The 22,433-nt window shown below is 71.2% G+C and carries 17 protein-coding genes and 1 tRNA gene; 11 read left to right on the plus strand and 7 right to left on the minus strand.

What is annotated here, in order from left to right:
* Positions 1 to 189: 189 nt before the first annotated feature.
* Positions 190 to 1,647: a DUF2079 domain-containing protein gene (locus tag AB0H86_RS20230; protein ID WP_362440095.1), complete on the plus strand. Its 1,458-nt coding sequence runs from the start codon at positions 190 to 192 to the stop codon at positions 1,645 to 1,647.
* Between the two features lie 137 nt (positions 1,648 to 1,784).
* On the opposite strand, the gene AB0H86_RS20235 is transcribed toward AB0H86_RS20230, so the two are convergent.
* On the minus strand, positions 1,785 to 4,349 hold the full coding sequence (locus AB0H86_RS20235; RefSeq protein ID WP_362440098.1) for an FtsX-like permease family protein: 2,565 nt from the start codon (positions 4,347 to 4,349) through the stop codon (positions 1,785 to 1,787).
* Entirely contained in the window at positions 4,346 to 5,134 is a 789-nt protein-coding gene (locus tag AB0H86_RS20240) for an ABC transporter ATP-binding protein (RefSeq protein WP_362440101.1), read from the minus strand. The genes AB0H86_RS20235 and AB0H86_RS20240 overlap by 4 nt, the downstream gene beginning before the upstream one ends.
* 522 nt (positions 5,135 to 5,656) lie before the next feature.
* On the opposite strand from AB0H86_RS20240, the gene AB0H86_RS20245 reads away from it, so the two are divergent.
* Complete coding sequence (locus AB0H86_RS20245) at positions 5,657 to 7,150, plus strand: MFS transporter (RefSeq protein WP_362440104.1); 1,494 nt, start codon at positions 5,657 to 5,659, stop codon at positions 7,148 to 7,150.
* Between the two features lie 19 nt (positions 7,151 to 7,169).
* Here AB0H86_RS20245 and AB0H86_RS20250 read toward each other — a convergent pair whose 3' ends face one another.
* Positions 7,170 to 8,366 carry an alpha/beta hydrolase gene (locus AB0H86_RS20250; RefSeq protein ID WP_362440107.1) on the minus strand — a complete coding sequence of 399 codons (1,197 nt, stop codon included), beginning with the start codon at positions 8,364 to 8,366 and terminating at the stop codon, positions 7,170 to 7,172.
* A 231-nt stretch (positions 8,367 to 8,597) separates the two neighbouring features.
* On the opposite strand from AB0H86_RS20250, the gene AB0H86_RS20255 reads away from it, so the two are divergent.
* Positions 8,598 to 9,086 carry a GNAT family N-acetyltransferase gene (locus AB0H86_RS20255; protein WP_362440110.1) on the plus strand — a complete coding sequence of 163 codons (489 nt, stop codon included), beginning with the start codon at positions 8,598 to 8,600 and terminating at the stop codon, positions 9,084 to 9,086.
* 25 nt (positions 9,087 to 9,111) lie between these two features.
* On the opposite strand, the gene AB0H86_RS20260 is transcribed toward AB0H86_RS20255, so the two are convergent.
* The 3 genes from AB0H86_RS20260 to AB0H86_RS20270 all read right to left on the minus strand — a co-directional run bounded on the left by AB0H86_RS20260 (position 9,112) and on the right by AB0H86_RS20270 (position 14,207).
* Entirely contained in the window at positions 9,112 to 9,999 is an 888-nt protein-coding gene (locus tag AB0H86_RS20260; RefSeq protein WP_362440113.1) for a cellulose-binding protein, read from the minus strand.
* A gap of 213 nt (positions 10,000 to 10,212) precedes the next feature.
* Complete coding sequence (locus AB0H86_RS20265; RefSeq protein ID WP_362440673.1) at positions 10,213 to 13,209, minus strand: SUKH-4 family immunity protein; 2,997 nt, start codon at positions 13,207 to 13,209, stop codon at positions 10,213 to 10,215.
* Between the two features lie 8 nt (positions 13,210 to 13,217).
* Positions 13,218 to 14,207 carry an SMI1/KNR4 family protein gene (locus AB0H86_RS20270; RefSeq protein ID WP_362440116.1) on the minus strand — a complete coding sequence of 330 codons (990 nt, stop codon included), beginning with the start codon at positions 14,205 to 14,207 and terminating at the stop codon, positions 13,218 to 13,220.
* A gap of 364 nt (positions 14,208 to 14,571) precedes the next feature.
* Here AB0H86_RS20270 and AB0H86_RS20275 point away from each other — a divergent pair, with 364 nt between their 5' ends.
* Positions 14,572 to 15,219, plus strand: a complete 648-nt coding sequence (locus AB0H86_RS20275; protein ID WP_362440119.1) for a YwqJ-related putative deaminase — start codon at positions 14,572 to 14,574, stop codon at positions 15,217 to 15,219.
* 92 nt (positions 15,220 to 15,311) lie between these two features.
* Entirely contained in the window at positions 15,312 to 15,806 is a 495-nt protein-coding gene (locus AB0H86_RS20280) for an SUKH-3 domain-containing protein (protein WP_362440122.1), read from the plus strand.
* Positions 15,807 to 15,862: 56 nt separating this feature from the next.
* Here AB0H86_RS20280 and AB0H86_RS20285 read toward each other — a convergent pair whose 3' ends face one another.
* Positions 15,863 to 17,176 (minus strand): histidine kinase, encoded by a 1,314-nt coding sequence (locus AB0H86_RS20285; RefSeq protein WP_362440125.1) that lies wholly within the window; start codon positions 17,174 to 17,176, stop codon positions 15,863 to 15,865.
* A gap of 260 nt (positions 17,177 to 17,436) precedes the next feature.
* Between AB0H86_RS20285 and AB0H86_RS20290 the strand changes: the two genes are divergently transcribed.
* The 6 genes from AB0H86_RS20290 to AB0H86_RS20315 all read left to right on the plus strand — a co-directional run bounded on the left by AB0H86_RS20290 (position 17,437) and on the right by AB0H86_RS20315 (position 22,371).
* A tRNA-Gln gene (locus AB0H86_RS20290) sits at positions 17,437 to 17,508 on the plus strand.
* A 116-nt stretch (positions 17,509 to 17,624) separates the two neighbouring features.
* Positions 17,625 to 19,073 (plus strand): bifunctional UDP-N-acetylglucosamine diphosphorylase/glucosamine-1-phosphate N-acetyltransferase GlmU, encoded by a 1,449-nt coding sequence (glmU, locus tag AB0H86_RS20295; RefSeq protein ID WP_362440128.1) that lies wholly within the window; start codon positions 17,625 to 17,627, stop codon positions 19,071 to 19,073.
* Between the two features lie 133 nt (positions 19,074 to 19,206).
* Complete coding sequence (locus AB0H86_RS20300) at positions 19,207 to 20,187, plus strand: ribose-phosphate diphosphokinase (RefSeq protein WP_362440131.1); 981 nt, start codon at positions 19,207 to 19,209, stop codon at positions 20,185 to 20,187.
* A gap of 187 nt (positions 20,188 to 20,374) precedes the next feature.
* Positions 20,375 to 20,968, plus strand: coding sequence for a 50S ribosomal protein L25/general stress protein Ctc (locus tag AB0H86_RS20305; protein WP_362440134.1), 594 nt, complete (start codon positions 20,375 to 20,377; stop codon positions 20,966 to 20,968).
* A gap of 246 nt (positions 20,969 to 21,214) precedes the next feature.
* Positions 21,215 to 21,811, plus strand: a complete 597-nt coding sequence (pth, locus tag AB0H86_RS20310; protein WP_362440137.1) for an aminoacyl-tRNA hydrolase — start codon at positions 21,215 to 21,217, stop codon at positions 21,809 to 21,811.
* Between the two features lie 53 nt (positions 21,812 to 21,864).
* The gene (locus AB0H86_RS20315) at positions 21,865 to 22,371 is read left to right on the plus strand and encodes a hypothetical protein (protein WP_362440140.1); all 507 of its coding nucleotides are present in this window, start codon (positions 21,865 to 21,867) and stop codon (positions 22,369 to 22,371) included.
* Positions 22,372 to 22,433: the final 62 nt, after the last annotated feature.

Consider the following 22,433-nt stretch of genomic DNA (forward strand, 5'->3'; position numbering starts at 1 on the left):
CCTACCCGTCCCGTCCCCCAGGGGCGCCGCCCCTTCGACCCCACCGGGGGCTGCGCCCCCTGGACCTCTTCGTGGACCCCTTCGGCCTGAACGGCCTTGTCCTCAAACGCCGGACGGGCTGAGATCTCCGCCTCCACTTACGCCCAGTAATCTTCGGCCCACACCCCGCCCCGATTCATGAGGCCCAACATGCCGGTTCCCGCTCTGCCGTCGACGTCCCCGCGTCCCCTCATATCGGCGCCGGTCACGTACTCCCCGCGTGACCGGCTCGTTCGTCCCGGCCGACGGGATCCGTGGCTGCTGGCCGGGGCGCTCTTCGTCGCCTACACGGCGGTGTCCCTCTTCCGGTACCGGCACATGGCCAGCCGTTCCTGGGACCTGGGGATCTTCGAGCAGGCGATACGGGCGTACGCGCATCTGCGGGTGCCGGTGGCGGATCTCAAGGGGCCGGGGTCCGACATCCTGGGGGACCACTTCAGCCCGGTGACCGCGCTGCTCGCCCCGGTGTACCGGGTCTTCCCCTCCCCCGTGACCCTCCTCGTTGCGCAGGCCGCCCTGTTCGCGGTGTCCGCGGTGCCGGTCACGCGGGCCGCCGGGGCGCTGCTGGGGCGGCGGCGGGGGCTCGCGCTCGGGCTGGCGTACGGACTGTCCTGGGGCCTTCAGCGGGCGGTCGACTTCGACTTTCACGAGATCTGCTTCGCGGTCCCGCTGATCGCCTGGTCCTTGGAGGCCGTGCTCGCCGGGCGGTGGCGTCGCGCCCTGTGCTGGGCCCTTCCGCTCGTCCTGGTGAAGGAGGACCTGGGGATGACGCTGGCCGCGATCGCGGTGGTGGTCGCGATACGCGCCCGGCGTACGTCCCCGCGGACCGCGTGGTCCGCGCTCGGCGTCGCCGTCCTCGGGGTGGCCGCGACCGTCGTCACGCTCACCCTGGTCATACCGGCCTTCAACACCACGGGGGCGTACGGCTACTGGGACAAGGTCGGCGGCTCGGGCGGCGACCCCTTCGACGGCTTCGACACGAAACTCCGTACGCTCGCCTGGCTGCTGATCCCCACCAGCGGTCTGCTCGCCCTGCGTTCCCCGCTCCTCCTGGTCGCCCTGCCGACGGTCGGCTGGCGGTTCGTCTCCTCCGACTCGAGCTATTGGGGCACGGACTGGCACTACAGCGCCGTCCTCATGCCGGTGGTGACCCTCGCGCTCGCCGACGCCCTGACCGTCGTAGGGAGCAGCCCGCGTCCCCGGCTGCGTTCGTACGCCCATCACGCGCCCACCGCCGTAGTCGCGGCAGCGCTGGCGCTGACCACCACCCTGCCGATGTCCGCGCTGAGCGAGCCGGACGCCTATGGCAAGCCGGCCGGGGTGAAGGCCGTCGAGCGGCTGCTGGCGCGGATTCCGGACGGGGCGAGCGTGGAGGCGAACATCGGTCCGATCAGCCGGCTCACCTCGCGGTGCCGGGTGTTCTGGGTCGGCAACACCCGTGGGATCGCACCGGACTTCATCGCCGTGGACAACAACAGGAAGTGGCTGTCCGACGCCGAGGAGTACGCCAAGCAGCTGCACCCGCGCGCCACATACACCGTCGAGGACTCCACCCACGGCTACGTCCTGATGAAGAGGGAGACCCCAGACGTGACCGGGGGGCCGTGACTGCCCTGCCGTGAACGTCCCTGCCATGAACGCCCTGCCGTGAACGCGTTGTCGGGCCCGGTGCCGAAGGCAGCAGCCTCCCGCACCGGGCCCGACGTCCCCCGTCCCCCGTTCCCCCGCTCCCCCGTCCGCGGTGGCTATTCGGTCGCGATCGCGTTCAGTACGTTCATCCGGCCCGCCCGGAACGCCGGGACCAGCGCGGCGAACAGGCCCACGAAGGCGGAGCCGATGAAGACGCCGATGATCGTCGGCCAGGGGATCTCAAGGACGTTCAGACCCTCCAGGGCGAGCAGCTTCTGGGCCGTCGCGCCCCAGCCCATGCCCAGGCCGAGGCCGAGCAGGGCGCCGAAGAGGGCGATCACCACCGACTCCATGCGGATCATGCGGCGCAGCTGGCGGCGCGAGAGGCCGATGGCCCGCATCAGGCCGATCTCCCTCGTCCGCTCGACCACCGACAGCGCCAGCGTGTTCACCACACCCAGGATCGCCACGATGATCGCCAGGGCGAGCAGGCCGTAGACCATGTTCAGGAGCTGGCCGATCTGATCCTTCAGTTCCTGCTTGTAGTCGGTCTGGTCGCGGACCTGGTACTGCGGGTACTCGTGCATCGACTTCTTCAGCGCCGCGTACGCCTGCTCCGCCTGGCCCTTCTCGGCCTTGGCGAACATGATCGTGTTGGGCGGGATCTGGGCCGGCGGAACGTATGTCCGCATCGTCTCGATGCTGAGGTAGCGCGCGCCCTGGTCGATGGCGGTGTCGTCGTCCGTGATGGCCGCGACCTTGAGCTTCGCCGTCTCGCCGCCCTTGAAGGCGACGGTGAGGCTGTCGCCGACGTGGACGCCGTGCTTGGCGGCGTAGTCGGAGCCGACCGACATGGCGTTCTTGCCGTAGGCGGCGGAGAGGCTGCCTGCCGTGGTCGGGCGGCGCAGGTCCTGGGCGTACGTCGGGTCGGCGGCCGTCACTCCGGAGTCGTCGGTCTTGCCGTCGGGCGAGGTGAGGGTGGCCTCCAGCTCCTTGTAGCGGGTGACGTGGGACAGGCCCGGGGTCTTCTGCATGGCCTTCTCGGCCTGCGGGACGATCCGCTGGTTGCCCTGGACGATGAAGTCCGCGCCGACCGACTTGTCGAGTTCGCTGGTGGCCGAGGCGACCATCGAGGAGCCGACGACCGACAGGCAGGCCACCAGGGCCAGGCCGATCATCAGTGCCGCGCCGGTGGCGCCGGTGCGGCGCGGGTTGCGCAGCGCGTTGCGCTCGGCCAGCCGGCCGACCGGGCCGAAGGCCCGCAGCAGCACCGCGCTGATCGCCCGGACGACACCGCCGGCCAGCAGCGGGCCGATGACGACGAAGCCGATCAGGGACAGCACCACACCGCCGCCGAGCATCAGCGCGCCGTCGCTCGCCTTGTCGGCGTTGGCCGCCGCGAACAGGGCCACGGCACCGGCGGCCGTCAGCACCAGCCCGATCAGGCCGCGTACCAGACCGGCCCTGCCGTCGGCCGGCGTACCGGCGTCGCGCAGCGCGGCCATCGGGGAGACCTTGCCGGCGCGGCGGGCCGGCAGATAGGCGGCGAGGACGGTGACCACGACGCCCAGGAGCACACCGGCGACCGGGGTGGTCACCTTCACGGTCAGGTCGTCGGTGGAGAGGTTCATGCCGGCCGCCGACATCAGCTTCATCAGGCCGATGGCGATGCCGACTCCGGCGCCCACGCCCAGGATGGAGCCGACGACACCGAGCAGCAGCGCCTCGACCAGGACCGAGCGGTTGACCTGCTTGCGGGAGGAGCCGATCGCCCGCATCAGGCCGATCTCCCGGGTGCGCTGGGCGACCAGCATGGAGAAGGTGTTGATGATCAGGAAGATGCCGACCAGGAACGCGATCCCGGCGAAGCCGAGCATGGCGTACTTGATGACGTTCATGAACGAGTCGATGCCCTGGCGGTTCTCGTCGGCGTTCTCCTTGGCCGTCTGGATCTTGTACGTGCCGTCCAGGGCCTGGGTGACGTGCTGCTTGAGCTGGGCGTCGGCGACGCCGGACGCGGCGTTCACGTAGATCTGGGTGAACCGGCCGGTGGCGCCGAGGAGTTCGCGCTGGGCGGTGGCCGTGTCGAAGTAGACGATGGCGGCACCGGGGTTGGTCACCTTGAAGGTGGCGATGCCGACGATCTTCGCCTTGAAGTCACCGGTCTGCGCGATGGTGCGCAGTTCGTCGCCCATCTTGAGGTGGTGCTTGTCGGCGGTGTCGGCGTCGACCATCACCTCGGTCGGGCCCCGCGGGGTGTGTCCGGAGGTGACCTCCATGGCCCGCGCGTCGCTCTTGGTCCAGTTGCCCGCGATCGTCGGGGCGCCGCTGGTGGACCCCATGTTGTCGTTGTCGCGGTCGACGACGGTCACGTTCATCGAACTGACCGCGCCCTCCACCGACTTGACGCCGTCCGCCTTCTTCACCTGCGCCAGCAGGGAGGCCGGCAGCGACTCGGGCTTGCCGTTCTGCGGGGTGTCGTCGCTCTTGGCCTCCTTGGGGGAGACCGTCACGTCGGACGCGGTCGTCGCGAAGAGCTTGTCGAACGTCGTGTTCATCGTGTCGGTGAACACGAGCGTGCCGCAGACGAAGGCGACCGACAGCAGGACCGCCACCGCCGACAGGGCCATGCGTCCCTTGTGCGCGAAGAAGTTGCGCATCGAGGTCTTCAGGACGGTCATGACGTACGCCCCCGGGCGTCGAAGTCCTTCATGCGGTCCAGGACCGCGTCCGCGGTGGGCTTGTACATCTCGTCGACTATCCGGCCGTCGGCGAGGTACAGCACCCGGTCCGCGTACGAGGCGGCCACCGGGTCGTGCGTGACCATCACGATGGTCTGGCCGAGTTCGTCGACGGAGCGGCGCAGGAAGCCCAACACCTCTGCTCCGGCACGGGAGTCGAGGTTTCCGGTGGGCTCGTCACCGAAGATGATCTCGGGCCGGGCGGCCAGGGCCCGGGCCACGGCGACCCGCTGCTGCTGGCCGCCGGAGAGCTGCGTGGGCCGGTGCTTGAGCCGGTCGGACAGCCCGACGGTGTCGACGACCCGCCCCAGCCAGGCCTGGTCCGGCTTGCGGCCCGCGATGTCCATGGGAAGCGTGATGTTCTCCAGCGCGTTCAGCGTGGGCAGCAGGTTGTACGCCTGGAAGATGAACCCGATCCGGTCCCGGCGCAGTTGCGTGAGCTTCTTGTCCTTCAGGCCGGTGATCTCGGTGTCGTCCAGGTAGATCTGTCCGGACGTGACGGTGTCGAGACCGGCGAGGCAGTGCATCAGGGTGGACTTGCCGGACCCCGAGGGGCCCATGATCGCGGTGAACTGACCGCGGGCGATGTCCACGTCGACGTGGTCGAGCGCGACGACACGGGTCTCGCCGGAGCCGTAGGCCTTCACGACCTGCCGCGCCCGCGCGGCAACGGCCGTACGCCCTCCAGTGCCCCCGTGCCTGGGAATGGTCACAGCCGATGTCACGGTATGTCTCCTATGCCGGTCAGTGTCAGTCAGTGTTGAGTCGGCGCTTCAGTCAGTGCTTCAGTCAGTGCTTCAGTCAGCGCTTCCGTCAGCGCTTCCGTCAGCGCTTCCGTCAGTGCTTCAGTCAGCGCTTCCGTCAGTTGATGGAGCGTGGGAAGAAGTGCTGACGTTGAGTCTGGTCCCCGGAGGGGGTCCGGCGCGCTGGTGCTCAGCGCAGTCTTCTACTGAGGAAAACCCCACCCCCACCGGTGTGGTGAACCGCCCCCCAGCGGCATAAAGCCAGGTTAAGGACCACACCCGTGCCGTCTCATCCTCCGGCGGTACGAACCCTCCCCGAGCCCTAGTACGGAGGTACCCCTAGGGGCCCTCCACCGCCAGGTGGATTCGTTCTCGGGGTCGGCTCCACCCTCCGGCCCACTCAGGCTCCACCCTCCCGTGGCGTGAGGGTCAAGCCCTGACGCGATGCGCGGGCGGGATGGGAAGCTGTCCCGCGGCAGGTAGATGCAAGGGGAAGGAATCCGCGTGGGCGACACGAGACCGGCGATACGCGAAGCCGGCCGGGGCACCGCACCCGACCGGCGCGGCGCGGTCGTCGCCGCCCTGATGCTCGCGATGGCGCTGGCCGCCCTCGACTCCACCATCGTCTCCACGGCCGTACCGCAGATCGTCGGCGACCTCGGCGGCTTCTCGGTGTTCTCCTGGCTGTTCTCCGGCTATCTGCTCGCCGTGACGGTGACCCTGCCGGTGTACGGCAAGCTCTCCGACACCTTCGGCCGCAAACCGGTGTTGGTCGCGGGCGCGGTCCTCTTCCTGCTGGGCTCCCTGCTGTGCGCGCTGGCCTGGAACATGGGCGCGTTGATCGCGTTCCGGATCGTGCAGGGTCTGGGCGGCGGCGCCCTCCAGGGCACGGTGCAGACGCTCGCCGCCGACCTGTACCCCCTGAAGGACCGCCCGAAGATCCAGTCAAAGCTGTCCACGGTGTGGGCGGTGTCGGCGGTCGCGGGGCCAGGGTTGGGCGGGGTGCTGGTGGCGTACACGGACTGGCGCTGGATCTTTCTGGTGAACCTGCCGATCGGCGCGGTCGCGCTGTGGCTGGTCGTCCGGTACCTGCACGAGCCGGAGCGGGAGGCGCGGGCCCGCGCACGTGTCGACTGGGCGGGCGCGCTGGCGGTGTTCGCGTGCGGCGGAGTGCTGCTGACCGCCCTGGTGCAGGGCGGGGTGGCGTGGCCGTGGCTGTCGGGGCCCTCGCTCGCCCTGTTCGGGGCGGGACTCGCGCTGGCCGGACTGGTCGTCGTCATCGAACGCCGGGCCGCCGAGCCGATCATCCCCGGGTGGGTGTGGCGCCGCCGGACGATCGCCGCGGTCAATCTCGCGCTCGGCGCGCTGGGCCTGCTGATGGTGGCGCCGAGCGTGTTCCTGCCGACGTACGCGCAGTCGGTGCTGGGACTGGCGCCGGTGGCCGCCGGGTTCGTGCTGTCCGTGTGGACGCTGAGCTGGCCCGTCTCGGCCGCCCTCAGCCAGCACGTGTACCGGCGTATCGGCTTCCGCAACACGGCGATGCTGGGCATCGGCACGGCGACGCTGATCCTGTTCGCGTTCCCCTTCCTGCCGTATCCCGGCGAGGCCTGGCAGCCGACCCTGCTGATGCTGCTGCTCGGCGGCGCGCTCGGCCTCTTCCAGCTTCCGCTGCTGGTGGGCGTCCAGTCGACGGTCGGCTGGTCGGAACGCGGCACGACGACGGCGTCCGTCCTGTTCTGCCGGCAGACCGGCCAGACGGTCGGCGCGGCGCTGTTCGGGGCGGTCGCCAACGGCGTGCTGGCGGCGCGGCTCGGCGGAGCGGGCGACCTGGACTCGGTGACGCGCGCCCTGGACGCGGGCACCGTGCCCGAGGCCACCCGCCGGGCCATCGCGGACGCGGTGCACGCCGTCTACCTGGGCGCGTCCTGCGCGGCGGCGGTGGCGTTCCTGGTGCTGCTGTTCCTGGCGCCGCGCAGGTTCCCGGTCCTCAAGGACTGACGTTCAAGGAGTGACACCTTCAGGGCAGCCGTACCGAGACCTCCGGGTTGTCCGGTGACGGTCCGTCCAGCAACGGCTGGGCGATGCCCTTCAGTTGCTGGTCGAAGAAGGCGGCGAGGTACGCGCGCGTGAGGGCCTCCCCGCGCTCGAAGGGAAGCGGCGTGGGACTGGGGATGCCGGCCAGCTCGGCGATCAGGGGTACGTCCGTGAAGGATCCGTGGTTGGCTCCTTCCACCGTCATCCAGCGCTTCCAGCCGTCCAGGCGGGCCCAGCCCTGGTCCCAGGTCTCGTCGACGATCCCGCGCTCCGCCCCGAACATCAGGAAGGGACGGCCGTCGAGGCCGGTCTCGGGAACGGGCGAGAACATGGTGCCGTCCATGTTCGCGCCGGCCCGCACGCGCGCGTCAGCGGCCATGGTGGCGACGGCGGCGGCGCCCCCGATGGAGTGCCCGGCCATGCCGATCCGCCGCGGGTCGATCGTGCGGGCGTACCGCCAGGCGGGATGACGGCCGGTCAGCCGGTCGAGCACGAAGGAGACGTCCACGGCCCGGCTCTCGGCGATGTCCCGGGGGTCGACCTCGGGCGACTCGTCGCAGATGGCGCAGGGCAGGGTCGTGCCGTCGGGCAGGGTCGTGCCGGCGTTCTCGTACGGGTGGTCGACCAGCGCGACGACGTATCCCCGGCTCGCCAGGTCCTCGGCGAGACCGGTGAGCGTGGCACGCGGGAACGTGAACCCGGGGGAGAGCACCAGGAGCGGGAACCGGCCGCCCAGGGGGCGCGCGTCGGTGTGCGCCCAGGTGCGGACACCGCTGATCACCTCGGGCGGGACGGTGGCGTCCGGAGCCCTCAGTTCCAGCAGGAGGCGGGCCTCCTCGGTGGTCATGTACGGCGCCGTCGGGCCGCCCGTGCCGGGCCGGGCGGGGTAGTACATCGACACCATCAGCTGCCGCGCGCCGGCGGCGGGCACCCAGGGGTCGGGGCGGTCGGCGTCGACGAGGTGGAGCGTGTCGCGACCGACGGGGTACGGGCCGGTGGGGCGCGGGAGTTGGGCGGACGCGGACACAGATGCGGACACAGATGCGGAGACGGACGCGGTGGCGGAGGCGGAGGCCGACGAGTTCACTGTGGTCGCGGAGGCGGCACCGGCCAACGGCAGGGTCAGGGTGAGCGCGAGCACGGCCGTCGCGGCCGTGGCTAAGCGGCGTGATCTGGTCATACCGAGGACGCTAGGCGTCGGGACACGGACCTGACGTCACCCCGCAGTCGTACCACCACGGGGTCCCGTAGTCCTAAAGGACCCTTACCTCAGACGGACGGCAGAGCACCCCCGTCCACCCCCGGTAGCACCCCGGCAGACCCCGGCCGGGGCCGTCCACCCCCGGCCGCACCCCTGGCGCCCGCCCATAACACCCACGACACCCACCCGCACCGTGCGTACGCTGGCACCATGCCGAACCTGGAGCGCCTGCGAGCCGATCACGCGGTCGCGCTGCTCGCCTTCGAGCGGGCGAACCGCGCCTACTTCGCGCGGTCCATCCCGGATCGCGGGGACGCGTACTTCGAGGAGTTCACCGCCCGCCACAAGGCCCTCCTCGCCGAACAGGACGCAGGGCCCTGCCACTTCCACGTCCTGGTGGACGAGCAGGGCGAGCTGGTCGGCCGGGTCAACCTGGTGGTCGTGGCGGCCGGATTCGCCGAACTCGGTTACCGCGTCGGCGAGTTGACGGCGGGGCGCGGTGTCGCGACGGCGGCGGTCCGGGACATCTGCCGACTGGCCGGGACGACGTACGGCCTCGTCTCACTCACCGCGATGGCCACCCTCGACAACCCGGCGTCGCACACCGTCCTGGAGCGCAACGGCTTCACCGCGACCGGATCCGTCACCATCGACGGCCGCCCGGGCGTCCGCTACCGGCGCACAGGGCTCAGCGACTGACCGGGCCTCAGCAGGTGAAGCCCTCTCACTCCAGCGCGGCTCGCCCCGTGAGCGCCGACAGGCTGTTCCGTACGTGGTCCATCTGCGTCCGCACTTCGTCCCACTGGTCGCCGTGGTCGCGCAGCATCTGTTCCGTGTCCCGGGCGATCCGCTCCTCGCGTAGCCGAGCCTCCGCGATCACCTCGGCCGCCCGCGCCCGCGCCTCCTCCGGCAGTCGGCGCCCCGCCAGCTCCGCGTCGGCGAACGCCTGCTTCGCCTCGGCCCACGCGGTCTCGGCCCGTGCCGCCCGCTCCGCGTTCCGCGCCTCCAGCGCGGCCTGCCGCTCCGCCGCCTCCCGCTCGGCGTCGGCCCACCGCTCGGCGTGCACCGTGGCCTGTTCGGCGAGCATCCCGGTGGTGCGCTGCCGCACCTCGCGTACCGCGGACAGTGCCTCCCCGCGCCCCTCCTTCACGTCTCGCCGGGTGCCGATCCGGATCTCGTCGGCCTCGGCGCGTGCCGCCAGCAGCCGGTGCCGGACGCGTTCCTCGGCCTCCGCGCGTACGGAGTCGGCGTACGCCTGAGCGGCCTCGCGCACGCCCTCCGCCCGCGCCCGCGCCTCCTCCACCACGCGCCGCGCCTCCTGCCGCGCGCCCTCCCGCACCGACGCGGCCTCCTCCTGCCCGAGCTCGAAGATCCGCCGCGCGTTCTCGCCGAGCGCCTCGTAGGTCTGCGGAACGAGCGCCGACACGGCCTCCCGCAACTCCGCCGCCTCCGCCTCCATCTGCTTGGCGAGCACGGTCAGCCGGGCGGCGCGTTCCCAGGCCGCGTCCCGGTCCCGGGAGAGGGCATCGGCGTACGCGTCGACCTGTTCGGGACGGTAGCCGCGCCCTCGTCCGGCCACGAACCCCTGCGCCGACACCGATGCGCTGCTCATCCTGGAACCCCTCTCCGCCGAACGGATGCGACATGATGATTTCGCGCACATCCTGATGTATCAGACGTAAGTGTTCATAACGCGACACTCCGAGGGTGGGTTACGGTCACGCACGCACACGCAGGCAACAAACGCGCACACAGAAGGGCCGGACCCGATCACTCGACCGGGCCCGGCCCTTTCTGCGACGCAGGTCGCGTCAGCGTTGACGCGTCACAGCAGTCCGTCCCACATCTGCTCCAGCAGCACCGACCACCAGCTCTCCGGCGAACCGAGCGCCGCCGGATCGAGCGAGGCCAACTGGACCTGGAAGTCCACGCTCCACCGGCCCGCCTGCTCCTGGTTCAGCCCGAACCTGAGCCGCCACATCCGCCCCAGCAGCGAGAGGCACCGCTGGAACTCCGGCAGCCCCGTGTTCACGAACTGCGGCGGTACGGGCGCGCCGCCCGGCCCCGCCTCCACGGGCACCGCCACGATGTTCGCCGTGCCGTACTGCACGCAGATCGCCTTGCCGAAGTCGCTGCCCATGACGAGGTACGACCCCGCGTCCGAGGAGGGCTGCACCCCGCGCTCGGCCGCCAGCTCGGCCAGCGTCGGCACCGGCCGGCCCGGCTGGGCCTGCGCCCAGAAGAACGGGCCCATGTCCGTCGGCAGCCCCGCCACCACCAGCGAGTGCGCCACGACCGGCGGCACGCCCTGCCGGGACACCGCGGCCTGTTCGAACCGGAACAACCCCGGCCCGAACGCCCCCGCCAACTCCTGCGCCACGCCCTCCGGCGGAATCGGCGGCGCCGGCTGCACCTGCGGAAGCGGTGCCCGGATCGGAGCGGGGCGAGCGGGGCCGTCGGCCACCTGGTGCAACTCGCCCTGGTGCGCGATCAGTTGCCGCATACCCTGCTGTCGGCTCGCGTGATCCGTGCCGTACGGGGCGATGCTCGCGATCCGTGCCTGCGGCCACTGCTCCCGGATCATCCGCGCACAGTACGCACCCGGCAGCTCGCACGACTCCAACTCCGTGTGCAGCTCCAGCACCTGGTTCGGCGGCACGTTCATGGCCCGCAGCTCGTGGAAGATCTGCCACTCCGGGTGCGGTGTCCCCGGCGCCGAACGCCGGATCAGCTGCTGCTCGGAACCGTCCTGCGCGCGGTAGCGCAGGACGGCCTGATACCCGGGCCCGACCGTCGGCTGCCCCTGCGGCGGATAGCCGTACGACGGCTGCCCGGCCCCCGGCGGCGGAGGCGGCGGCATCGCACCGGGCGGAGGCATGGCACCGGGAGCCATGCCACCAGGGGGCGGCATCACGCCGGGCGGCATCGCGCCCGGCGGCATCGCGCCCGGAGGCATCGGCTGGGGCGCGCCGGGCGGGGCGACGGGGGCGCCGGCCGGAGCCATACCGGGGGCACCCGGGCCACCAGGGCGCCCGGGAGCACCGGGCGGCTGTGGCGGCGGGGGTGCGCCGGGGGCGCCCACCGGGGGCCCGGACAGCACGGTCTCCGCATGGTGCACAGCCCCGCGCGGACCTCCGGAAGAGCCCTGCGGACCCTCGGCACCAGGAGCACCAGGGACCCCCGGATGCTGGGGCCCGCCCGGCATGCCCGGGGCGCCGGGAGGCTGGGGCGCGCCAGGAGCGGCGCCCGGCATCCCCGGAGCGCCGGGCGGTTGCGGTGCACCAGGCGCGCCCGCGCCGGGACCCGTCCGGCTCGGGTCGGCAAGCATCGTGGCGGCATGGTGGACACCGCCCGGAGGCGTCCCACCAGGCGCCCCCGGAGCACCAGGCGGATGCGGCGCGGGCGGCGCAGGGGGAGCTCCCGGCCCTGCGGGGGGCCCGTCGGGACCGAGCGCCGACACAAGCTGCGTAGGCACATACCCGCCCGCCGCCGGACCCGGCGTACCCGCCGGTCGCGCTCCCGGCGTACCCGGGGCGCCCGGCGGAGGCGGCGGGTTCGCGCCCCCACTCCGCGCACGTCGGAGCGGAGGCTCCGCCTTGCTCGTCGCGGCGTCGGCGATGTCCCCGGCGTTCGGCGCGAGCGACCGACCCGGAGCGCCGGTCCCCGGCGCCGGAGGCCGCGGTGCCCCACCGTCGGAGCCCTGCGGATACCCGTACGAGGACGCACCCGGCGCGGCCGAGGGCGGAGGCGGCGGCACGGCACCCGCCGAAGGAACCCCAGGCGGCGGAGTACCGGGCACCCCAGCACCACCAGACCCCTGCGGATACCCGTACGAAGACCCCTCCGGCGCGGCCGAAGGCGGAGGCGGCGGCACGGCACCCGCCGAAGGAACCCCAGGCGGCGGAGTACCGGGCACCCCAGCACCACCAGACCCCTGCGGATACCCGTACGAAGACCCCTCCGGCGCGGCCGAAGGCGGGGCACCCGCACCCCGCGGGTACCCATAAGAAGATCCATCCGGCGCTCCGGGCGCACCCGGAGTCCCCGTCCCCGGCGCGTTCGGTTCGTCCGCCGCCGGGCCGACCGCTGTCCTCGGGAGTTGGCTGCCGCCCGACATCAGTGCCGTCTTGGCGTCCGGCGGTGCCGCGGGCGGCCGGGCCTCGTCGTCGGAACCGCTCAGCGGCGGCGCGAACACCGTCGCCGGCAGCGGTACCGAACGGTCCTCGCCGGCATCCGCGTTCGTGTCCGTCCCGGCCCACGGTGTCGCCCCGGGCGGCACACTCAGCGCCCCGGAAGGCGCACCCGAAGGCACCCCGGCACCCACACCCCCAGGCCCGGCCTGCGTCTGCGGAAGCGCCCCCGCCCCACCGACCGAAGCCGAACCGGAATCAGAGCCCGCCCCCGCACCCGCCGCCGAAGGAGAAGCCGCCGCCCCCCGCTGATCCGGAATCCCCAGTTTGTCCGCCGCCTCCTGCAACCACTCCGGTGGAGTCAACAAGAAGGACGTCTGGTTCAGGTCCACCCGAGCCGCGGGCGCCGGCGCCGGCTGGTCCACCGGGTCGGGACGTCCGTACTCCTCCTCGTAGCGGCGGATCACCTCACCCACCGCCAGCGAGGGCCACAGCGTGGCCTCCCCGCTGTCCCGCGCGATCACCAGCCGCTGCGTGCCCCCGTCCCCGCGCGGCCCGTCCGCGCGGTCCTCGGCCCACACCACGAAGCCGAGCTCGAACTCCCGTACCCGCACCTCACGATGCTGGTACGACGGCACATCGCCGTTGATCCACTCTTCCGCGCGCTCCTGCGCCTGCGCGAACGTCACCATCGCTGAGCTCACTCCCCCACGGAAGAGACGGGGACGGACCGCGCGAACCCGCCGTCCACCATCAGGTTCGCCACGGTCTCCAACTCGGGCGGATTGCCCGCCAGCCGCGACAGGAAGACGTCGAAGTCCTCACCGCACGGCAACAACAGCCGCTCCACCCGTTCGGCCGGCGGCACTCCCGGGTCCACGTCCCGCGCGTCGTCGTAGGCGCAGAACCACACCGAGCCGATCCGCTCGCCCTTCACCTTCACGGCCAGCAGACCGCCCTGCACGAACCCGACGCCCAGGTAGTCCTTGGTCAGATGGTCCCGCAGGCACTTGTTGACGTACACGAGGTCATTGACCGCCGCCTCGTCCCGCACCGTGAAGAACGGCTGGTCCACCAGCAGTCCCAGTTCCGCGTCCAGCGCCGCGCCCACCGGCGCGCAGCCGCCCGCCGCCTTCAGGAACGTCCGGTACGCACCCGGCAGCCGGTACCCGAGGTCCTCCTCGACCCCCTGCACCTGCGCCTCCGTCACCGCCACTCCCGACTTCGGCAGCCGGACGTGCGCGGGGCGCGTCTCCTGAAGCGGCCTGGTCCCGCGCTTGTCCTGGGCGACCGTCGCCGTCGCGATACCGCCGTGATGCCGCAGCAGCGCCTTGACCTCGACCGGAACCAACTCCAGCCGTCGACCGCCGACCACGTGGTGCCACGTCCAGCCGTGCGGTGTCGCCACCGCCGGTACCGTGCCCCACAGTTCGTGCCCGGTCGCCGACAGCGCCGCGTTCGCGGACACGTAGTCCGTCAGCCGCAGTTCGTCGACCCCGAAGCCCTCCGGCGGCTCGGCGATGTCCACCGCCGCCCGCGCGTACGCCGAGAAGTCGGGGTAGCCGCGCTCGTCGATCCGTACCCCTCTGGGGTGACGGGCCGCCCGGACCGGATCCGGGAAATGCACGACCTGCCCGGCGTAGGCCGCGTTCGGCGGCGCTACTTGCTGCCCGAGCCGACCTGTCGTCATGGCGGTTGCCCCCTGCGGCACTCTGTACGACCCGTAGTGACCAGCTCAGAGCCACTACGCCCCGTATCGACTGTCTCGTCCGTCACGACGTCCGTCTCGACCCACGTCTCGACGCCCGTCCCGACTTCTCTCCGCTTCTCTCCACGCGTTGACCGCGTGGATCTGCGGTGCCGACAGCCTATGCGGTACGACGAGACCGGTCACCGGGCGCCGGTCAGCGGCCGTCCGCTTCCGTGACCAGCCGTCACCCTGCCGTGACAGCCCGACCGAACACGGGCGTGTCGCACCGCCCCAGCTTCCGCACGAGCCACGCCGTTTGGCAGTCTGTGTCCGCCGGGGGGATGCTCGGGAGGGGATAACGATCATGAACATGACGCAGACGGGACCACACCCAGGACCGCGGCCGGGCACGTCCGGAGACCCACGGGCCGGCACACAAGCGGGCCAGCACAGCGGATCACAGCCCGGGCAGCAGCCGGGAGCAGAGCCAGGATCGCGGCCCAGATCGCACGACGGTCCGCCCTTCGGGCCGTCCGGAGACCCCCGCATCGGCTGGAGCAGCACCGAAACCCCGCATGCCCCCACCCTGCGGCACCGTCGCGACGGCATACTCCCCACCGTCGCCGCCGCCCTCTCCGTCCGCGGCGCCACCCTCACCGGCACCGCCGCCCGCGGCGACCAGCCGCCCGCCCTGCACCCCCTGGTCCAGGACTTCCTCGACACTCTTCCGAGTGGACAGCGGGACCGCTTCACCGGCCGCTGCGCCGAGGCCATGCTGATATCGCGGCACATCGCCGCAGTCGACGCCGCCCGCAGCAAGCGAGCCGCGCGCAAGCCGATCACCAACGGCGAGGCCCGCAAGGCTCTCAAGCAGGCGAAGCTCACCACGCGGCGCATCCGCGAGGACGGCGACCCCCTGCACGGCAGCTTCGCGGCCCCCTGCCGGGCCTGCGCGGCGCTCAGCGACCACTTCGGTGTCCGTGTCGTCGACTCCACGACGACGGGCGGCTGAGCCGTTCGCCCACCCACCCCGTACCTCAGCGTGCACAGCCACACGTACATCGGCACGTACGACGGCAAGGCGCCACGACGAACGAAGGGCAGATGCACCCCGACCGCACCTCCACCACGCGTTTCGCCGTACCCGTCGACGCCACCCTCCGTGCCGCCGGCTGGCAACCCGGGCGCTGGGACATAAAGCAGGCCGAGATCTGGGCCGACGTCCTGCGTGAACACGCCTCACCCGCCGGACACCGGCACGCCGTCTTCCCCGCGGCCGTCGAGGCCTGGGCCGAGTTCGGCGGTCTCCACCTCGCCCCGACCGGACCCGGCCGCCAGGTCGCCCCCGTCGGTCTGCACCTCGATCCGCTGCACGGCCTCCACCTGGCCCGCACCCTCGTCGACCTCGGCCGCGCCCTCGACACCGAGGTCTGCCCCCTCGGCGCCGAGACCGACAGCCAGGCACTCCTCGCCATCGACGCCGAAGGCCGTGTCTACGCCCTCGACCACACCGGCGACTGGTACCTGGGGTCCGACCTGGACCACGCCCTCACCACGCTCGTCTCCGGCATCGAACCGACCCGCCTCACCGCGGGCTGACCGGCCGAAACCCCCGCCACCCCGCAGCCGCCCCGCACCTCACCGCCCCCACCGCACTACGAAGCCGGAATCACCGCCGACACCCGGAAACCCCCCGCGTCCGTCGGCCCGGACACGAACACGCCGCCCAGCGCGAGGACCCGTTCCCTCATGCCCACCAGCCCGTTGCCCCCCGACGGCAACCGGGCGGCCGTGGCGGCGGACACCTCGCCCGGAGGCTCGTTCTCCACCTGCATCGCGATCTCCGCCACCCGGTGAGCCAGCCGTACGTGCGTCTTCGCCCCGGCCGCGTGCTTGTGGACGTTCGTCAACGCCTCCTGCACCACCCGGAACGCCGTCTGCTCGATCTCCGCCGTGTACTCCCGCGACTCCCCGTCGACCGACAGTTCGACGACCATCCCCGCGGCCGCCGACTGCCCCACCAGCACGTCCAGATCCGCCAGCCACGGCCCGTCCGCCGCGCTCTGGTCGTCCGCGGCCCGTGAGGCCGCCGCCGCGGCCGCCACCCCCACCGCCGCCAACGGCACACCCTCGCGCCGCACCGGCGTGCTCTCGCCGCTGCGCAGCACACCGAGCATCTCCCGCAGCTCGGTCAACGCCTGGCGTCCCATGTCCCCCACGAGCGCCGCGTTCCGCACGGCCTTCTCGGGGTCCTTGCGCGCGACCGCCTGGAGCGCGGCCGCGTGCACCACCATCAGGCTCACCCGATGCGCGACGACGTCATGCATCTCGCGCGCGATCCGGGTCCGTTCCTCGCCCCGCGCCCACTCGGCCCGCTCCTCGGCCCGCTCCGCGAGCAGTTGAAGCTCCCGCTCCAGACTGTCCGCCCGCTCCCGCAAGCTCTCCATCAACCGCCGCCGGGCGCCCACATACAGCCCCAGCAGCACCGGCGGCGCGGTCAGCCCCAGCGATGTGGTGATCGACGCGAACGGGACGAACCAGTCCCCCATCGTCAGATCGCCCCGGGCCATGTCCTGCCGCACCCGCACGAACGTCACGATCAACGTCCCCACCAGCGACATCCCCGCCAGCGATCCGATGATCCGGCGCGGCAGCTCCGACGCGGCCAGCGTGTACAGGCCGACGATGCCCATCAGGAAGCCCATCTGGGCGGGAGTGATCGCGATCGACACCAGCACGACCGCGATCGGCCACCGGCGCCGCAGCACCAGCACCGAACCGGCCAGCAGCCCGAACACGATCCCCGCCGCCAACGGGATCCCCGCGTCCTTCGCGAACGGAATCCCCTCCACGGCACACTCCGCCGCGGACACCAGCGCCAGACCGACGTCCAGCACCGCACTGCGCCACCTCGCCCACCACCACGGCCCTTCCTCGGCCGCCGCGTGGTGTTCCCCCGTCGTGGTCATGCCCTCCAGCCTACGGTCGCCGGGCGCCCCTTTTCCGGTGAGTTTCCGCGACTGGCCCACACCACACTCCGTGACCGAACGGCGACGAATCCGCCCGATATCCCTCGAACTGCCGAATCGCTCACCGTTAGACACCGGAAGATCGGATTCCACCGCCGGCGGCGCCGAGTTGTACCGTCGCGTGGAAGGCGTTCGGTACGGCATAGTGTTGGGTGCCGACTCGACGATCCAGCCGAATTTCCGGTTCAGTCGAGCTTCATTCCCCCGTGGTGTAATTGGCAGCACTGTGGCTTTTGGTGCCATCTGTCCGGGTTCGAGTCCTGGCGGGGGAGCGATGGCCGGTCCGGGCCCTGACAGCACTGTCAGGGCCCTTACTCATATCCCTCACGAAACGCCCCGGTATCCTGCGGATGTCAAACCCCACCCCAGAAGCCGAAGGGCAAATTCCGTGAGCGCCATTCGCCCGGCAGCCGTCGTCGTTCTCGCAGCGGGTGAGGGCACCCGTATGAAGTCGGCCACACCGAAGGTCCTGCACGAGATCTGTGGCCGTTCCCTCGTGGGCCATGTGCTGGCCGCCGCCCGCGAGTTGCAGCCGGAGAACCTGGTCGTGGTCGTGGGCCACGCCCGCGAGAAGGTCACCGCGCATCTCGCCGAGGTCGACACCGAGGTCCGTACGGCCGTACAGGCGCAGCAGAACGGCACCGGGCACGCCGTACGGATGGCCCTCGAAGAGCTGGGCGGCTCGGTGGACGGGACCGTGGTCGTCGTCTGCGGAGACACCCCGCTGCTGACCGGCGAGACGCTGCAGCGGCTCGCCGCGACCCACTCCGCCGACGGCAACGCCGTCACCGTCCTGACGGCCGAGGTGCCGGACGCGACCGGATACGGCCGGATCGTGCGGGACGGGACGTCGGGAGCGGTCACCGCGATCGTCGAGCACAAGGACGCCTCCGAGTCGCAGCGGGCGATCCGGGAGATCAACTCGGGGGTGTTCGCGTTCGACGGCCAGTTGCTCGCCGACGCGCTCGGGAAGGTCCGTACGGACAACTCCCAGGGCGAGGAGTACCTGACCGACGTCCTGGGGATTCTGCGCGAGGCCGGTCACCGGGTCGGCGCCTCCGTCGCCGGCGACCACCGTGAGATCGCCGGGATCAACAACCGTGTGCAGCTGTCCGAGGCGCGGCGGACCCTCAACGACCGGTTGCTGACGCGCGCGATGCTCGCCGGTGTCACCGTCATCGACCCCGCGACCACATGGGTCGACGTCACCGTCACGTTCGAGCAGGACGCCACCGTTCACCCGGGGACGCAGCTGCACGGGTCCACGCATCTCGGCGAGGGCGCGGTGGTCGGCCCCAACAGCCGGCTCACCGACACCCGGGTGGGGGCCGGCGCCCGGGTCGACAACACCGTGGCGGACAGCGCGGAGGTCGGTCCGCAGGCGACCGTGGGGCCGTACGCCTATCTGCGTCCCGGCTCCCGTCTCGGACCCAAGTCCAAGGTCGGTACGTACGTGGAGACCAAGAACGCCTCGATCGGCGAGGGGACGAAGGTCCCGCATCTCTCCTACGTCGGTGACGCGACGATCGGCGAGCACACCAACATCGGTGCGGCGAGCGTGTTCGTGAACTACGACGGCCAGGACAAACACCACACGACGGTCGGCTCGCACTGCCGTACCGGTTCGGACAACATGTTTGTGGCTCCTGTCACGGTCGGGGACGGCGCGTACACCGCCGCCGGGTCCGTGATCACGAAGGACGTGCCGCCCGGTTCGCTGGCCGTGGCGCGTGGTCAACAGCGGAATATCGAGGGCTGGGTGGCCCGTAAGCGTCCGGGGAGCGCGGCGGCGAAGGCGGCCGAGGCTGCTTCTCGTCAGCAAGAGGGCGAAGAGTGACCGGAAACGGACGCGCCGGGCACGGCGTACCGTGATAGGTGCACACCCGCACCCCACCAGCCGAGACGGTCGTCCGCAGCCAGCCGAGACGGTCGTCCGGTTCCCGCTGAGAAACCTCTGAGGAGACAGTGCTGTGACCGGGATCAAGACGACCGGCGAGAAGAAGATGATGTTCTTCTCCGGCCGCGCCCACCCCGAGCTTGCCGAGGAGGTCGCCCAGCAGTTGGGTGTCGGGGTAGTCCCGACCAAGGCCTTCGACTTCGCCAACGGCGAGATCTACGTTCGTTATCAGGAGTCGGCACGTGGTGCCGACTGCTTTGTGATCCAGAGCCACACGGCTCCGATCAACCAGTGGATCATGGAGCAGTTGATCATGATCGACGCGCTGAAGCGAGCGTCGGCCCGCTCCATCACCGTCATCGTGCCGTTCTACGGTTACGCGCGGCAGGACAAGAAGCACCGCGGGCGTGAACCGATCTCGGCGCGCCTGGTCGCGGATCTGATGAAGACGGCCGGTGCCCACCGGATCCTGACCGTGGATCTGCACACGGACCAGATCCAGGGGTTCTTCGACGGGCCGGTCGACCATCTCTTCGCGCTGCCGCTCCTCGCGGACTACGTCGGCACCAAGGTGGACAAGGGCAAGCTGACGGTCGTGTCCCCGGACGCCGGACGCGTGCGGGTCGCCGACCGCTGGTGCGACCGGCTGGGCGCGCCGCTCGCCATCGTGCACAAGCGGCGCGACAAGGACGTGGCGAACCGGGTGACCGTCCACGAGGTCGTGGGTGAGGTCAAGGGCCGGGTGTGTGTGCTGGTCGACGACATGATCGACACCGGTGGCACGATCTGCGCCGCCGCGGACGCCCTGTTCGCGCACGGTGCCGAGGACGTCATAGTGACCGCCACCCACGGCGTGCTCTCCGGCCCGGCCGCCGACCGGCTGAAGAACTCCCGGGTGAGCGAGTTCGTGTTCACCAACACGCTTCCCACGCCGGGTGAGTTGAGCGGTGACCTGGACAAGATCACGGTGCTGTCGATCGCGCCGACGATCGCGAGCGCGGTGCGTGAGGTGTTCGAGGACGGCTCGGTGACGAGCCTGTTCGACGAGCAGTAGAGACCCCCGCGGTAAAGATCCTTTTGGGTACGGCCTCCCCCTCCGAGTAGACTGCCGAAGTTGCTCGGCGAGGGAGGCCGCACCTGTTCGCGCAGGTGCCGGCTGTCCGTTATCGACGCGCTCTTCGTAGCAGGCCGTTCGTGGCCGGGTGACCACGTCCGTCCTAGTTCCACGAGGAGTGATCCGCATGTCCGAGATCAAGATCGCCGCCCAGACCCGCAGCGAGTTCGGCAAGGGTGCCGCCCGTCGCATCCGACGTGACAACAAGGTTCCCGGCGTTCTCTACGGTCACGGTTCCGACCCGATCCACCTCACGCTTCCCGGCCACGAGCTGCTGCTCGCACTGCGTACGCCGAACGTCCTGATCGCCCTGGACATCGACGGCGAGTCCAACGAGCTGGCGATCCCGAAGTCCGTCCAGCGTGACGCGATCAAGGGCCACCTGGAGCACGTCGACCTGCAGCTGGTCACGCGTGGCGAGAAGGTCAACGTCGAGATCTACGTGCACACCGAGGGCGAGCTGGCCCCGGGTGGCAACCTGCTGGAGCACGTCCTGAACGCGCTTCCGGTCGAGGCCGAGGCCACGCACATCCCCGAGTCGGCCACGGTCTCCGTCCAGGGTCTGACCGCCGGTGACTCCATCCTCGCCAAGGACATCCCGCTGCCGGCGGGCACCAAGCTGGGCGTCGACGGCGACACCGTCGTCCTGCAGATCCTGGCCGCGCAGGCCGAGGAGGCCACCGAGGAAGGGGCCGAGGGCGACGAGGCCGCCGAGGCCTGATCCTCACCTTCGAAATTGTTCGTCAGCCGCTGTTCCCGAGAGGGGCAGCGGCTGACGAACAACTTGAGCGTGCTGAACGCGCGCTCGCTCTCCTCCGCGCGTATCAAGGAGACGTGACTCCGCCCGCCGCTGACTTGACGGGCTTCCAACCCGAAGGCTGCGGTCCAGCCCGAACCGATCCCCTTGGGGACTACAGGAAGGTACCACGGTGCTACGCACCGTGCGGACCAGGAAGTCGAGAAGGACATGACCAGCCCCGTCAACGCCCCATGGCTGATCGTCGGGCTCGGTAATCCCGGGCCCGAGTACGCGATGAACCGACACAACGTGGGCTTCATGGTCGCCGATCTGCTCGCGGAGCGGATGGGGGCCCGGTTCAAGCGGGCCGGCAAGGCGCAGGCGCAGGTCGTCGAGGGGCGGATCGGGCCGCCCGGGCCGGCGAACCGGCGGGTGGTGCTGGCGAAGCCGATGTCGTTCATGAACGTGTCGGGCGGCCCGGTGAACGCGCTCAAGGACTTCTACAAGGTGCCGGTCGCGAACATCGTGGCCGTGCACGACGAACTGGACATCGACTACGGCACCCTGCGGCTGAAGCTCGGCGGCGGGGACAACGGGCACAACGGGCTGAAGTCGATGACGAAGGTGATGGGCGCGGAGTATCACCGGGTGCGGTTCGGGATCGGGCGGCCGCCGGGTCGTATGCAGGTCGCGGACTTCGTGCTGAAGGACTTCTCGGCGGCGGAGCGCAAGGAGCTGGACTACTTCGTGGACCGGGCCTCGGACGCTGTCGAGGCGCTGGTGATCGAGGGGTTGGAGCGGGCGCAAAGCACGTACAACTCCTGACTTGTCCGCCCGCCGGGCCCTGATGAGGTTGACCGGGCGCAGGCCCATGGCCAATGATCCCGCCCATGTCGCGTGCCTCAGCCACCCCGTCCCGCCGGACCTCGGACGTCGCGCTGCTGTTCGGCCGGCTCTCGACGATGGGCACGGTCGTCGCGCTGATCCTGATCGCGGGTGTGTGGGCGTCCTGGGGCTCCGCTCAGCACGTGATGCTCACCAAGGGGCGGGAGCGGGGCACGATCCAGGTGACGCGGTGCGGTGCGGACACCTGCACGGGTCCGTACACGCCGTTGTCGGTGGGTTCGACGGCCCGCAAGAGCGTGGTCATCGAGCACACGGTCGCCGTGCGGAAGGGCCGGACGTACGACGTGGTCGTGAAGCCCGGCAGTGACGCGGTGGTGCGTTCCGGTCCCGCCGGGATCCTCTACGCGTGGGTGCCGATGGGCGGGGCCCTGTTGCTGGCGTCGGTGGTGGTCGCGGGCGGGTTGCGACGGACACGGGTGGCCTGGGCGATGGCGGGGTCGGGGGTCGCGCTGCTCACGGTGGCGTTCGTGACGGCCTGAGGCAGATGTGACGGTGCCCCCGAGCCGCGTACGAGCTCGGGGGCACCGTCGTGTCCGGGGTC

Source organism: Streptomyces sp. NPDC050997 (genome assembly GCF_040660135.1).
Classification (GTDB): domain Bacteria; phylum Actinomycetota; class Actinomycetes; order Streptomycetales; family Streptomycetaceae; genus Streptomyces.